Source organism: Psychrobacter sp. 1U2 (assembly GCF_051847575.1).
This window is the reverse complement of the sequence record NZ_JBPYDC010000005.1, coordinates 37,952-52,290: the sequence shown is the minus strand read 5'-3', so window position 1 is coordinate 52,290 and position 14,339 is coordinate 37,952. Positions and strand designations below refer to the sequence as shown.

10 protein-coding genes and 2 tRNA genes are annotated in these 14,339 nt (G+C 46.4%); 5 read left to right on the top strand and 7 right to left on the bottom strand.

The window, feature by feature from the left end; genetic code table 11:
• Nucleotides 1–44: 44 nt before the first annotated feature.
• The 6 genes from ACS8FD_RS03765 to ACS8FD_RS03740 form a co-directional block, all read right to left on the bottom strand.
• Nucleotides 45–992, bottom strand: a complete 948-nt coding sequence (locus tag ACS8FD_RS03765) for a ribose-phosphate pyrophosphokinase (protein WP_439274531.1) — start codon at nucleotides 990–992, stop codon at nucleotides 45–47.
• Nucleotides 993–1,110: 118 nt separating this feature from the next.
• Nucleotides 1,111–1,186: transfer RNA gene (locus ACS8FD_RS03760), tRNA-Gln, on the bottom strand.
• 223 nt (nucleotides 1,187–1,409) lie between these two features.
• Nucleotides 1,410–1,485 (bottom strand) — tRNA-Gln (locus tag ACS8FD_RS03755).
• A 197-nt stretch (nucleotides 1,486–1,682) separates the two neighbouring features.
• Nucleotides 1,683–2,669 (bottom strand): 4-(cytidine 5'-diphospho)-2-C-methyl-D-erythritol kinase, encoded by a 987-nt coding sequence (gene ispE / locus ACS8FD_RS03750; RefSeq protein WP_439274530.1) that lies wholly within the window; start codon nucleotides 2,667–2,669, stop codon nucleotides 1,683–1,685.
• Nucleotides 2,670–2,685: 16 nt separating this feature from the next.
• The gene (gene lolB, locus ACS8FD_RS03745; RefSeq protein ID WP_439274529.1) at nucleotides 2,686–3,354 is read right to left on the bottom strand and encodes a lipoprotein insertase outer membrane protein LolB; all 669 of its coding nucleotides are present in this window, start codon (nucleotides 3,352–3,354) and stop codon (nucleotides 2,686–2,688) included.
• A gap of 95 nt (nucleotides 3,355–3,449) precedes the next feature.
• Nucleotides 3,450–5,459, bottom strand: coding sequence for a tetratricopeptide repeat protein (locus tag ACS8FD_RS03740; protein WP_439274528.1), 2,010 nt, complete (start codon nucleotides 5,457–5,459; stop codon nucleotides 3,450–3,452).
• Between the two features lie 565 nt (nucleotides 5,460–6,024).
• Between ACS8FD_RS03740 and hemA the strand changes: the two genes are divergently transcribed.
• From hemA to ACS8FD_RS03720, 4 genes are all read left to right on the top strand, one after another.
• Complete coding sequence (gene hemA / locus ACS8FD_RS03735; protein WP_439274626.1) at nucleotides 6,025–7,455, top strand: glutamyl-tRNA reductase; 1,431 nt, start codon at nucleotides 6,025–6,027, stop codon at nucleotides 7,453–7,455.
• A 373-nt stretch (nucleotides 7,456–7,828) separates the two neighbouring features.
• On the top strand, nucleotides 7,829–8,971 hold the full coding sequence (locus ACS8FD_RS03730; protein WP_439274527.1) for an aminotransferase class V-fold PLP-dependent enzyme: 1,143 nt from the start codon (nucleotides 7,829–7,831) through the stop codon (nucleotides 8,969–8,971).
• A gap of 176 nt (nucleotides 8,972–9,147) precedes the next feature.
• Complete coding sequence (locus ACS8FD_RS03725; RefSeq protein ID WP_439274526.1) at nucleotides 9,148–9,585, top strand: YeeE/YedE family protein; 438 nt, start codon at nucleotides 9,148–9,150, stop codon at nucleotides 9,583–9,585.
• Nucleotides 9,586–9,641: 56 nt separating this feature from the next.
• Nucleotides 9,642–10,061 (top strand): DUF6691 family protein, encoded by a 420-nt coding sequence (locus ACS8FD_RS03720; protein ID WP_439274525.1) that lies wholly within the window; start codon nucleotides 9,642–9,644, stop codon nucleotides 10,059–10,061.
• A gap of 104 nt (nucleotides 10,062–10,165) precedes the next feature.
• Here ACS8FD_RS03720 and ACS8FD_RS03715 read toward each other — a convergent pair whose 3' ends face one another.
• Complete coding sequence (locus tag ACS8FD_RS03715; protein ID WP_439274524.1) at nucleotides 10,166–11,830, bottom strand: AMP-binding protein; 1,665 nt, start codon at nucleotides 11,828–11,830, stop codon at nucleotides 10,166–10,168.
• Between the two features lie 319 nt (nucleotides 11,831–12,149).
• Here ACS8FD_RS03715 and ACS8FD_RS03710 point away from each other — a divergent pair, with 319 nt between their 5' ends.
• Complete coding sequence (locus tag ACS8FD_RS03710; RefSeq protein WP_439274523.1) at nucleotides 12,150–14,306, top strand: 2,4-dienoyl-CoA reductase FMN-binding domain-containing protein; 2,157 nt, start codon at nucleotides 12,150–12,152, stop codon at nucleotides 14,304–14,306.
• The last annotated feature ends 33 nt before the right edge of the window (nucleotides 14,307–14,339 follow it).

The following is a 14,339-nucleotide window of genomic DNA, read 5'->3' as shown; positions in this document are numbered from 1 at the left end:
GCTAATCTTCACTATTAGAGATTTAATCTAGCTAACGAGCAATCTTACGCATCAAACATGGCGCTGATAGACTCTTCGTTATTGATACGGCGCAGACTCTCAGCGAGCATCGGCGCGATAGAAACCTGGCGAATTTTAGTACATGCTTTTGCCGCGTCTGATAACGGAATCGTATCGGTCACGACGATCTCATCAAGCTCTGAATCACTGATGTTTTTTAGCGCATTACCTGATAATACCGGATGCGTGATATAAGCCAATACGCGACGCGCGCCGCTTTCTTTGAGTGCTACTGCTGCCTTGCATAAAGTCCCTGCGGTATCGACCATATCATCAACGATGACACAATCACGGTCACGGACATCACCGATGATGTGCATGACTTGTGATTCGTTAGCGCGGGCGCGGCGCTTATCGATAATCGCTAGATCAGCGTCGCCTAGTTGCTTCGCCATAGCGCGGGCACGCACGACGCCGCCCACGTCCGGTGAGACCACCATGATATTATCATAGTCGTGCTTGAGTAATTCGTTCAATAATACCGGTGTACCGTAGATGTTATCAACGGGAATATCGAAGAAACCCTGAATTTGATCCGAGTGCAAATCGACCGTCATCACGCGATCAATGCTGACGATGTTCAGCATATCAGCGACGACTTTGGCTGAGATAGGCACACGGGCTGAGCGTGGACGACGATCTTGACGGGCATAACCAAAGTAGGGCATGACAGCGGTGATACGACCGGCACTTGAGCGACGTAGCGCATCGGCCATCATCATGATTTCCATCAAGTTGTCATTGGTCGGCGCACAAGTCGGCTGCATGATAAACACGTCTTTACCGCGCACGTGTTCTTTGATCTCTACAGCGATTTCGCCATCAGAAAAACGGGTGATGTCAGCTTTCCCAAGAGGGATATGGAGATGATCGGCTACGGTTTTCGCAAGTTCAGGGTGGGCATTACCCGTAAAAATCGCCAAATAAGGCATGACAAAGTCCTATTGAGTGACTCAAGCAGTGACCGCTAAGCAGTGTCAAACTGCTCAAATATAGAAAAGAGTGGGTAGTAAACATTTACAGAAGATGAAACAACGTAATTACAGAAAATGGCAGGGGTAGCTGGACTCGAACCAACGGATGTCAGGATCAAAACCTGATGCCTTACCAACTTGGCTATACCCCTGTAATGCTTGGCATCGCAGCAGTTATCGCTACGCTTACCTAACGTGTCATCCCTATGAGTTTACACTCTTGGCGATGACCGAACTTTACGGTGTTCGTTGCGAACTATACCGAAAGTATGAAGGTGTTGTCAATTGCTATCACTGACAGCAGGATCACATTAGCGATCATAACTGGCTATCGATGCGCAACTTACATGATAAACAATCAAGACAAACAAAAAATGGCAGGGGTAGCTGGACTCGAACCAACGGATGTCAGGATCAAAACCTGATGCCTTACCAACTTGGCTATACCCCTATTGTGGCGACCTATTATAAGTAAATTTTCAGATTTTGCAAGGCTTTTCGGCTTTTTCTTTGGATTATTCGTAATAGGAAAGCTTATCAGATGATAACAGACTTAAAATGACGAAGGGTGTTTTTTTTGATTACCGATATCATTATTCTAAACTGCTTGGTAATACTTGAAAAGCACCCTACAACTCAACGGTTAATTTATAAGCTCTTTACCACGTACCCCGCACAAGGCGCATCTGCCATCCACTTCGTTAACAGCGCTTTATCAGCCACCACACTCTCACCTAAAGGCAAAAATACTGCGCTACCAGAGCCAGTCATTCGTGCTTTGCCTAGCGCTTGTGACTGTAAACGCTGTAAATAACCTAAAGCTTCTTCAACCTCAGCGGCCAGACTCGTCACTACCGGGGTAAAGACATTATCATAAGGCGGATTTAGAATTTGCAGGTACTTCTTAGTTTGATTTTTAATAGCTTCGATAGATAAAGGCGTAACGTCACGACGTAATTTGTGATGAGCAAATAGCTTAGCAGTATTGACATGCGCGCTTGGCGTTAGAATTAGATAATACTGAGCAGGTAAGTCAATGGCGGTTAATTCTTCGCCAATACCTGTCGCAATGGCATCTTGGCCAAAGATAAAAATCGGTACATCAGCGCCGATTGTCGTCGCGATTTCGATGAGTTCGTTTTGATTTAGGTTAAATTGCCAAAGCTCATTTAACGCGAGTAGTGTAGTAGCGGCATTGGAGGAGCCGCCACCTAAGCCTGCGCCCATAGGCAGATGCTTGTCTAAAGTGATGCTGATAGCTGGCAAGGATTGAGGTAGTTTTTCTACCGAAATAATATAAGATAGCAGAGCTTTTGCGGCTTTAAAGATTAGATTTTCTTCTAGGTTTGCGGTAATACTGTCCGCGCCCGTAAGCGAAATGAGTTGGTTGCAAAGACAAGTTGCTTGTTTATCTAAGTCACTATTGACTCGGTTAGCTTCGCTAATAGCGACTTTTTGCCTGATGAAAAAATGCAAATAATCGCCCCAATTGAGCAAGCGAAAAACCGTTTGCAGATTATGATAGCCATCATCCCGCTTGCCTGTGATGTGCAAAAATAGATTGATTTTTGCCGGTGACAAGCGTGTGATAGTAGCCTGAGAAGTTATAGGGTTTTGCGTAGAGTTTTGGCTCATTATCAACTCTATTTTGTTAGCGGCTTAGATGATTAATAGTCATTACCACTTTTTGACCTTGCGGCTGAGTAGCGATAATTTTATTCGGTAGTTTTTCATTACCGTCATAAGCGAACTTAGCGCTCCAGTTACCGTTGACTGAGCTGACCAGACGGTTTTGAGTATCAGTCTTTGGAGCAGTGTCCGACGGTGCAGAGCGTCCTGATATCCAGTAAGGCATTTGTGAGATGGGCGCTTGCCAGCCAGTGGCTTTTTGTAATAACGCTTCGGGATGTTCAGCGCTAAGGCTGCCGGTTTTTTCGCTAACTAGAGTTGCGGTTTGACCATCATATTCGATATTGGTTTTGCCGATGCCCAGCGCGCCCATCAGCTCAATAGCGAAGCGATTATCTTCTTGTCCCCAAGTATAAAAAGCGCTACCGCCTTGCGTGCCAGCACTGCTAGCATCAGCCGAAGAAGCAGAGGGCCCAGAAGGCATTGTCACGCCGATTTTACCATTGATAGTAAAGCTTTCAAGCTTCTGCGCTTGCAGGGTAGGCGTGGTAGTAGCGTTAGCTTGCGAGCTAGGTATGGATTGACAACCAGCGGTCAATAATACGCCACTAACCACGGTTGCTAGTAACGCTGGTTTTTTTAAATTTTTGTTATTTTTAACGGACAACGCTGTGGATAAAAATGTCGACATAAATTCTTCCTTAAAAAAAGCAACTCAATAAGAGTCGCTCAAAATTCAATAACTAATAAGTCTAAGCTGTAGATGTTACTCGATTATGGAGTATGTTAGTAAAGTTGAATACGGTCATTGACGTTTTGTTGACCAAAAGCAAAGCGCTGCTGCAAGTCAGCCAATAGCGCGGCGACTTTCTCGTTATTCTCCAACCCTTGATACGCTCGCAGCAACAGCACACCTGAGCGCAGCGTTGGCAGTACCTCATAAGGGGTCTGTAGATAGTCAATAACTTGCGTGAAGTTATCGTTAGCTAGAGCATTACTCGCTAATACATTCAGTGCTTGCAGATGTAGCTCGTTATCATAACGCGGATCGTCATAGCGAATTTGAATGATAGTTTGCGCTAGATCTAAGCCTTGAGTAGAGTTGCGATCATTGGCTAATAATAGCTGCGCGTAGCTGAGCTGATACGATAAATTGTTCGGATCAAGCGTTTGTAAATGTTTGAGCAAAGTGCGCTTCACCACATAATCATTGCGATCATCGAGCAATTGTACCCGCGCAAATAGTATCGCTTCGCTGTCTGGGTACTTGCGACTGGCACGGCTCAGTAGCTCTAGCGCTTCATCAGCCTCACCTTGCTGCCACAAAATATCGGCCTGTAGCACAAAGGTGTCAGGCGCGAATACCTCAAAATCCTCACGCAGATTGCGTAAGGTTGCTATCGCCGCATTGGTATTACCTGCTAATAGCTCAAGTTCCACCACTTTTTTACGCGCGGCTAAGATTAAGTCCTCTTGCATGACACTCTTTAGATAGTTTTTTGCTTGCTCAAAACGCTGTTGGCGCTCGGCACTGATACCTAAGTAATAATAGGCTTGATCCAAATAAGTAGGACTTTTTGCTAAGGTATTCAGCAGCTGATCGGCGCTAGGATATTCTTGAATATCCAAACTGACTAACGCGGCCAGTAACGTAATCTCAGGATCATCCGTAAAGCGGCTATGCGCCTCCAAAAGTAGCTCCCAAGCCGACACGCTTTGTTTTAAATCGAGCAAGTAGCGAATCTCATAAAGGTACAGACTTTTGCTATCGGGATTACGCAAGCGCGCTTGGCTGATGTAATTAACCACCGTTTGTGCCGGTTCAATATTGCGTAAGATATCCGCTTTTAGAGTAATAAAAGGCACGTAGTCAGGCTGGGTGGCTAGCGCGCGTTCGATATGAATAAGAGCGGCTTTGGGTTCATCAAATTGATACAGCAAACCGGCTTTAAGGACAGATATTGAGGCGTTTTGCTCGCTGTCAATAGGCTGTAAGGCGGCTAATAACTCGCGTCTGTCCTCATCGGTGCTCGGGTAGATACCGATGAGAATCTCGCTTAAGTCAGCGCGAGGATCATAGCGAAGAATACGGTTGAGCGTCTCACCTGCCAGAGCATAATCATGAGCTTTTAGGGCTAAATGCGCTACATAAAACCAAGCAGGAACATGGTCAGGGTTCTGATCTTGCCAGTTTTTAGCAAACGCTAAGGACTCGTCAACCGCTTCATAGTCTAATGATAAACTTAGAGCGCGCTCAAACACCGCGGTCGCATCTCTTTTAAAGGCTTGCTGCTTATAAAGCATCAGTGCCCGCGCGATATCATCACGATCTGCTGCAAATTCAGCATCCAATAGAGCATAGAGACTTGGCTCATCCTCAACATTCGTGAGAGCAGTCTCGTCAGTTGCTAGAATCAAATCATTGCTTTTAAGCTTATTAATAGGGGTAGCCTGATTGCTTGAGACGTTATTGTTGCTCTTATTATCATTGCTTTTATCATTAGAATGAGTACGTTCAGTAGAGCTATTGTTATCACTAACTGACTCAGGAGCAACGGAGGCTGCCATCGAGCGATAAGGTTTCCATAGTTTTAATAGCGGATCGAGCACCTCTGCTTGAGCAGAAGTAGACAGGCACAAGCAAGTCGCCAGCACTAAAGCTAGCTTTCGCTGTTGCCGAAGACGCTTCATCACCCTGCGCAATAATACCTGAATACGAGACTGCTCTCGATAGTCAAGGCTCAAAGCGGCGTCCGGCGTAGATCTTGTTTGAAACACTAATCCAAAAAACATCATAACTGATGATCATTACCTATAAATTCGCGCAATATCGTGTATCGAGTCATTATACGAGGCTAGATTAATCCTAAACAATAGCACTCTTGTTATCGTATATATAGAACACTGACTATAAGAATACCACAAACCTTAGAGCAAAAAGCAATTCGCCGCCTAAGCGGTAGCGCGCGTTAACCCATTCATTCTAAGGCTATAAATTACTATTAGTGGCTAATCAAAGCAGAGGTTGATCGAAGAAGCTGTTGAGGCTATTGGTTAAACCATACTGCTAGTTGATTTTTTTTGATAAGCCCAGATAGAGTATAAGCTGCCTTAACATTATCTGAGTAATGATGGGGTACTATTAAATAAAGCGGATAACAATGGTACAATAGCTAGCTTTACGTTATCACCATTACTATGAGCGGCTATGGGTTGCTCGGTAGTTTGCTTAAATCAACAACGCGGCCTCCATTATCTGCGCTTATATCAAAGCGTGATGGGCTTGCTTTTGCTTTTTATCACGACGCCACTCACTGGTTTGAGCTCAGTCAGTAAACGTTATGCTTATGGTCAATCAATAATGAGATTAGTGGTCATTGGGGTCAATCACAAAACTGCACCAGTCGCTTTGCGTGAGCGCCTGGCACTTGTGGGCGCTGATGTAAATATTGCGCTTGAGCAATTAGAGAAGTTTACCGATGGCAGCATTATCGTCTCAACTTGCAATCGCACGGAAATCTATGCCCTAGTCCCACAGACAACAGTGCGACAAACAACAGCTCCGCAAACAACATCATCAAATACCACAGACGTCACGCCAACGAACGCTTCCGCTCCAGAGAACGCCTCTGTCACTAATAAAGTGGCTAACAGCAGTAGTAGCTCTAGTGTCTCACCAGCTGACGTCAGCGCTCATATTCTAAAAATAAAAAACTGGCTCGCTGAGTTTAAACAACTACCACTTAGTGAGGTGGATCCCTATCTTTATGTGCACCGCGATGTTCATGCTCTAACTCATTGGCTTAGAGTAGCCGCTGGGCTTGACTCGATGATATTGGGCGAACCGCAAATATTAGGCCAAATAAAACAAGCGGTGCATCTAGCGCAGGATGAGAAAGTACTCAATAATCAGCTGGGCTGGATAGTCGATCAAGTGTTCGCGGCGGCCAAGCGCGTACGTAATGAGACCCATGTCGGTGCGCAAGCGGTATCGCTTGGCTTTGCCGCGGCAAAATTAGTCACGCAGATATTTGATGATTTTGCGAAGCGTACGCTGTTAGTGGTGGCGGCTGGCGAGATGAACCGTCTAGTCGCGACGCATATCGCCGGGCTTGGGGTTGGGCGTATTATTATCTGTAATCGTAGTCCAGAGCGCGCCGAAGCCTTAGCTGCCGAGCTGCGTCAGCCGGGTCGCAGCATTGAAGTGCAACCATTAGCAGCTTTACCGCAGCTACTGAGCGAGGCGGATATTGTTAGCAGCTGTAGCGGCAGTATGAATTTGCTAATCGATAAAACGATGACCGTGCAGGCGCTTAAGCGTCGCCGTTATCAGCCGATGCTGATGATCGACTTAGCTGTACCGCGCGATATAGACTCCACTATTAGTCAGATGGACGATATCTATTTGTACTCTGTCGATGATCTGCAACACGTCATCGCCGGCAACCTTGAGCAGCGTAGACAAGCGGCAGTCGATGCAGAGCTACTCGTCAGTCAGTTAGTGGTTGAGATGGAGCAGCGCTTTGCAGTGCGCAAGGTAGGCCGTGACATCGAGCAGTATCGTAATCGCACGCACACGCAAGTGGATAAAATTCTGTCTGAATCCATCGCCAGACTAGAAAATGGCGAGGTTAATGCCGAAGAAGTCATCACTGAGCTGTCTAGGCGCCTCACGCAGACATTGACGCATGCGCCCTCAAAATTAATGCGCAAAGCGGCTAGTGAAGGCGATAGCGAGTTGTTAGATTTTGTAGTCTCAGGGTTGCATGATGCTTACCGCAATAAAGGCTAAATAGGGTCAAGATATAAGGGCGAAATAGGCGAACAAACGCTAACGTAAGCCCATAATAGAACCACTAGCAGACTATTGCCAGTCTGACATAACAGTGATAATATCAAGTGACATCGCCTGCATTATGCGTGCGCTCTGTACATGACAGCAAGCCCGCATAAACCCAGATATCTCATCTGTAGTACCTCTGGCCTGTAGTACCTCTGGTAATATCTACCAACGGCAATAGCGCTAGGATAAAGCGCTATATCGTCTATTCTAAACTGTCTGTTTTATGAGTTGAAACCTAACCGTCTCAGCCCTTACTATTGTTTCAACAACACAATTTGTCTCAATAACACAATCTAAATAATCTAAAAACAAGGAGTGTCTCATGCCTGCATTACGTCAAGATATCGATCCAAACGGTCTATTAGAGTATTCGGTGGTCTATACTGACCGTGCCCTTAACCATATGTCAAAAGACTTTCAGCAAGTGATGAACGACTTATCGAGCGATCTAAAGTCCGTCTATAACGCTGATGCTGTCGCCATTGTCCCAGGTTCAGGTACTTATGGTATGGAAGCGGTAGCCAACCAGTTGGCCAAAGATCAAGACTGCTTAATCATTCGTAACGGTATGTTTAGTTATCGCTGGACGCAAATTTTAGAGAAAGGCAATCTTGCTAAATCCTCTACTGTATTAAACGCTCATCGCGAAGATAGCGATGCGCCAAAACCTTTTGCCCCAGTAGATATCGATGAAGCGGTCGCTAAAATAAAAGCGCATAAGCCTGCGGTCGTATTTGCCCCGCACGTTGAAACCTCAGCGGGTATGATTTTGCCTAATGATTATATTAAAGCTTTAGCGGAAGCTACTCATAGCGTTGGCGGCTTACTGGTCATTGACTGTATCGCCTCAGGTTGTGTATGGCTTGATATGAAAGCGCTTGGCATCGATGTGCTGATCAGCGCCCCGCAAAAAGGTTGGAGCAGCACCCCTTGTGCTGGTTTGGTGATGATGAGCGATGCGGCTGTGGAACGCGTAGAAAATACGGAATCTAATAGCTTTAGTCTGGACTTAAAGAAGTGGTTAGAGATTATGCGCGCGTATGAGAATGGCGGTCATGCTTATCATGCCACCATGCCAACCGATAGTCTACGCCAGTTCCGTGATGCGATTAATGAGGCCAAAGCAGTTGGCTTAAATGAGCTCTGTGATGCACAGTGGGAGCTGGGTAACCGTATTCGCGAAGTACTGCAAGCCAAAGGCATTGAGAGCGTCGCGGCTGAAGGCTTTAAAGCCCCAGGCGTCGTGGTATGCTACACCGACCGTGATGACATGCATAAAGGTAGTGCCTTTGCCGAAGCTGGCGTACAGATTGCCGCTGGCGTACCTTTGAAAGTGGGCGAGCCTGATAGCTTCAAAACCTTCCGTTTAGGTCTCTTCGGCTTAGATAAATTGACCGATATCGAGAGTGCGGTACAGCGTTTTGAAACCGCCCTTGAGCAAGTATTAGCAGAGCAACCTGCTTAATAGCTACTTTGACGCTTGCACTCTTTATATTGGAGAGTATAACCGTCAATAAATCGAACGTTTAAAAAAATACTGAGCCTATTAACGCAGTCGCTCAGTATTTTTTTAGCTATTTATTATATTTTAATATATAATATATTTTTATAAAATAAAAATCGGTTTTTGGATCTCTCATTATGGGTATACAAATAGATTGGCAAGTTTTTACTCCTATCTCATTGGTAGGCGGCCTTATGCTAGGCGTGGCAACGGTTATCTTGCTCTTAGGAATTGGCCGTATTGCCGGTATTAGCGGAATTACTTCAAGCCTGCTAAAGCCAAAGCGCGTCGAGATGTGGCAAGTACTATTTGTTGCAGGTTTAATCATCTCACCCTTACTTTATAGCGCGTTCAGACCCTTGCCTGATATAGAAATTAGCACCTCTTTACCGCTGCTGATTGTCGCAGGATTACTAGTCGGTTTTGGTACGCGATTAGGCTCAGGTTGTACGAGTGGTCACGGCATCTGCGGTAATGCGCGCCTGTCCCCACGTTCTATGGTAGCGACAGCGACTTTTATGCTATTTGGCATTATCACCGTGTTCGTTGGTCGGCAAGTATTGGGCTTGATTTAAATGGCTGTTATAGCTAGAGATTTTGATAAAAAGAAAATAAATAGTGAGAATGAACTATGCTAAAAAATATCATCGGCTTACTAACAGGACTGCTGTTTGGCTTGGGACTGCTGGTATCGGGAATGACCGATCCGGTTAAGGTGCAAGGGTTTTTAGACGTCTTTGGCGCGTGGGATATCTCTTTGGCTTTAGTGATGGGCGGCGGCCTTGCTGTCGCTATCGTTGGCGTGCAATTGGCTAGGCGGCAGCGCAAAAGCTGGGTAGGAGATGAGATTGAGATGCCGACTAAAACTAAGATTACAAGCAAACTAATCATCGGCGCGATGCTGTTTGGTATCGGATGGGGGCTCGTCGGTATTTGTCCCGGTCCAGGTGTCGTGCTGCTAGGCACAGGGCAATGGCAGGCTTATGTGTTTATCTCTGCGATGTTAGTCGGTATGTTGGCGTTTCAGTGGCTTGAGCCAAAATTAAACTGATATTTGAGCTTTGTAAAATACCAATCTGTTGACAGTAAAAAGCTCAGCCTAAAATAATTAGACTGAGCTTTATTATTTAGGATCAATAAGTATTTTGCAGAGCGCTATTTTGAGCTAGCCGTGACTTTTGGCGTCTCATGTGCAAGCGACTTGGCCGCTTGGCGTAGCTCAAACTTCTGTACTTTACCAGTACTGGTCTTCGGAATTTCGGCAAAGATAATATACTTGGGCACTTTAAAGCCTGCCAAATGCTGCTTGCAGTGCGCCATGACGGTGTCGCGCTGTAAGGTGCTGCCATCGTGAATCTCGATAAAGGCAACCGGTACTTCGCCCCATTTATCGTGAGGCGCGGCAACGATAGCGCAGCTTTGCACCGCAGGTAGCTTGTATAAGACGTTTTCGATCTCGATACTAGAGATGTTCTCGCCGCCTGAAATGATGATATCTTTGAGTCTATCCATGATTTTGATATAGCCATCAGGGTATTTAACGCCTAAATCGCCAGTGCGAAACCAGCCGTCTTGTAGCGCCGCGTCAGTGGCTTTACGACTCTTCAGATAGCCTTTCATTACTATATTGCCGCGCAGGGCCAGCTCGCCCATCTCTTCACCGTTGGCTTCGACAGGATCAGTCGTACCTTGTTTAAAGACGTCAAAGCCCGTCATTAAGTGCGAGACGACGCCCTGACGCGATTTCTTTTGCGCGCGTTCAGTGACGTCGAGATTTTGCCATTCGGATTGTTCCGCGCACACAGTTACGGGCCCATAGACTTCGGTCAAGCCATAAACATGCGTGATATCAAAATTCATAGCTTCCATTGCTGTCAGCATAGTTTCAGACGGCGGCGCACCTGCGACCCAACCTTTGACCTTATGGTTAATCGCGTCTTTGTAGTTTTGTTTGCCGCCCGCTATCATATTGTGTACGACAGGCGCAGCGCAGTAATGAGAGACCCTGTGCTTAGCAATTAATTGTAAAATTAGATCAGCATCAATCTGCCGCAAGCAGACATTGACGCCAGCGCGCTCGGCGATAGTCCACGGAAAGCACCAGCCATTACAATGAAATAACGGCAACGTCCACAGATACATGGGATGCTTAGGCATATCCCAATCCAAGATATTAGACAGCGCATTGAGCGTTGCGCCGCGATGATGATAGACCACGCCTTTAGGGGTTCCCGTCGTGCCAGAAGTATAATTGAGCGTGATAGCTTCCCATTCATCCTCAGGTCTCTCCCAATTATCAAAATTATCTGAGCTGGCGATAAGCTCTTCATAACTCATCTGTCCGAAGCGTTCTACTTCGACAGCCTTATCTGTCGCATGAATAACAATCAGATTAGGAAAAGTCTCATCGATAATCTCCGCCAAATCCGCAAACTCGCTATCCATAATCAGCACTTTGGCTTCCGAATGCTGCACGCAAAAGGTTAAGGCATTGATATCGAGTCTGGTATTCAACGTACAAAGCACGCCGCCTGACATTGGCACGCCAAAAGCCGCCTCAACCATGGCAGGGGTGTTGGGCATCATGACCGCTACCGTATCATTCTTATCGATACCGAGTTTGCGCAGGCCATCTGATAACTGACGACAGCGATCAAAAGTTTCACGCCAAGTCTGAACGAGATTATTATGCTGAAGATCATCGTAGATAATGGCGGTTTTGTCAGGATACACTTGCGCGGTACGAATAATAAAGTCGATAGGGGTAAGCGGCTGATAGTTAGCAGGATTTTTAGCGAGACCAGTATGGAAATCAGTCATGTGATAGTCCTTTATCTTATTGCGGGTTTAGCTATCGTTTAAATAAACTTTTGGTGATGGTGTTTCTTTGCCAATTAAGCAAATGTCTCAATGAAAGATTCATTTATTATAGCTAAAGACAGTGCAAAAGTCGGCTAGATTTGTAAGGATTGCTTGTCTCAAGACTCGCTATAGGATTGATAAATAGCTTGTGTTCACTCATCAGTCGTTTGTCTGCATAGCTGACAGCAAAGCGGGTGTGTTACGATAGCAGCCATATAAAGTTTAGCTATTTTGCACTATTAACTCCTCATCAACCTGTACCTACAAGGATCGTCACATGAGCGCCAGCAGCACTGATAACCGCGAAGCCAGCAGTAATAACACCATTAATACCGCCAATAGCAATGAACACTATCCGCATCTTTTTGAGCCGCTAGATTTAGGTTTTACTTCTCTAAAAAACCGCTTAGTGATGGGCTCTATGCATACCGGTTTAGAAGATCGCTTCTACAATTATGGCAAGCTTGCCGCCTACTTTGAAGAGCGTGCCAAAGGCGGCGTGGCGATGATGATCACCGGTGGTATCTCGCCCAATCGTGAAGGCTGGCTGCTCCCTGCTGGCGGTACCATGAACACCAAAATGGACGTCATCAACCATCAGCGCGTCACCCGTGCGGTACACAAACACGATAGCAAAATCGTCATGCAAATCTTGCACAGCGGTCGTTATGGCTATCATCCGTTTATTGTCTCCTCAAGCCCCATCAAATCGCCTATTACGCCATTTAAACCCCGCAAAATGAGCGTAAAAAATATCGAACAAACGGTCGAAGACTATGCACGCTCGGCCAAATTAGCCAAGCAAGCCGGCTATGATGGTGTGGAGATCATGGGCTCTGAGGGCTACTTACTCAATCAGTTTTTATCAAGCCATGTCAATCAGCGCAGCGATCAATACGGCGGCGATATTAATGGTCGTATGAAGCTGGCAGTCGATGTGGTCAAAGCAGTACGCGAAGCAGTAGGCGAAGATTTCATTATCGTATTTCGTTTATCGGTCATCGACTTGGTCAAAGATGGCAACGTCATGGACGAAGTCATCACTGTTGCCAAAGCGCTAGAAGAAGCAGGCGTGACGATCATGAATACCGGTATCGGCTGGCATGAAGCGCGCGTACCGACGATTGTCACCAGCGTACCCCGTGCCGCCTTTGTCGATTTTACCGCTGAGATTAAAAAACACATTAGCATCCCAATGATGGCCGCCAACCGTATCAATATGCCGGATACCGCCGAAGACATCGTCGCCAGCGGACAAGCTGATTTGATCCAAATGGCGCGTCCATTTCTTGCCGATGCGCACTGGGTGAATAAGGCAGAAAAAGGTCAAGCTGATCGCATTAATACTTGCATCGCCTGTAACCAAGCCTGTCTCGATCATACTTTTGAAAATAAACGCTCGACGTGCCTTGTTAATCCGCAAGCTTGTTACGAGACGGAATTGGTCTATAAAAAGACTAAGAATCCACAAAAAGTCGCGGTCGTCGGTGGCGGTGTTGCCGGAATGTCAGCGGCGCATGTAGCAGCGCTACGTGGTCATGAGGTTACGCTATTTGAAGCCAAAGATATCTTAGGCGGTCAGTTTAACTACGCCAAAGTTATCCCGGGCAAAGAAGAGTTCTTTGAGACCATTCGCTACTATATCAATGAGCTTGAGCACTTAGGCGTTGAGATTAAACTCAATACTGAAGTTGATAAAGCGATGCTAAATGATGGTAAGTTCCAGCATGTGATTGTCGCGACAGGCGTCGTACCCAGAAGCCTTGAGGGTAAGCTAGAAGGCGCGGACTTACCACAAGTGATTAGCTATGCTGAATTACTCTCTGGTGAAAAATCAGTCGGCGATACGGTGGCGGTCATTGGCGCTGGCGGTATTGGCTTCGATGTCAGCGAATACTTAACCGCGCGTCACGGTCAGCCGCTGCATGAACTCGGCCCTGAAACCTTAAAAGACCCAAGCTATCGCCCTGAGCCACAGTCTATTGAAGAGTGGCGTGAAGAGTGGGGCGTGACTGACGATACCAACTATCAAAGCGATGGCGGCCTAATCAAACCCGAAGGCATTACGCCAATTCGTCAAGTCTATCTCATGCAGCGCACCAAAGGCCGCTTGGGTGCAGGACTCAATAAAACCACGGGCTGGGTACACCGCGCGCACGTCAAATCACACGGCGTCATCCAAGTGGCAGGCGTACAGTACGAAAAAATCACTAACGAGGGCATTTGGGTGACTAATCCGCAAGGCCAAAGCCAGCTATTACGTGTCGATAGCGTGGTGGTCTGCGCGGGTCAAGAGTCGGTAGTTGAGCTGATGCCAAACGTTGGTGATGCACCAGACGCGCAGTATCATTTGATTGGTGGTGCGAAGCTGGCTGCGGAATTGGATGCCAAACGCGCTATCCGTGATGGGGCAGAGGTTGCGGTGCAGATTTAGGGTTTTAATAGTTTAAATTAAATGACGAGGCGG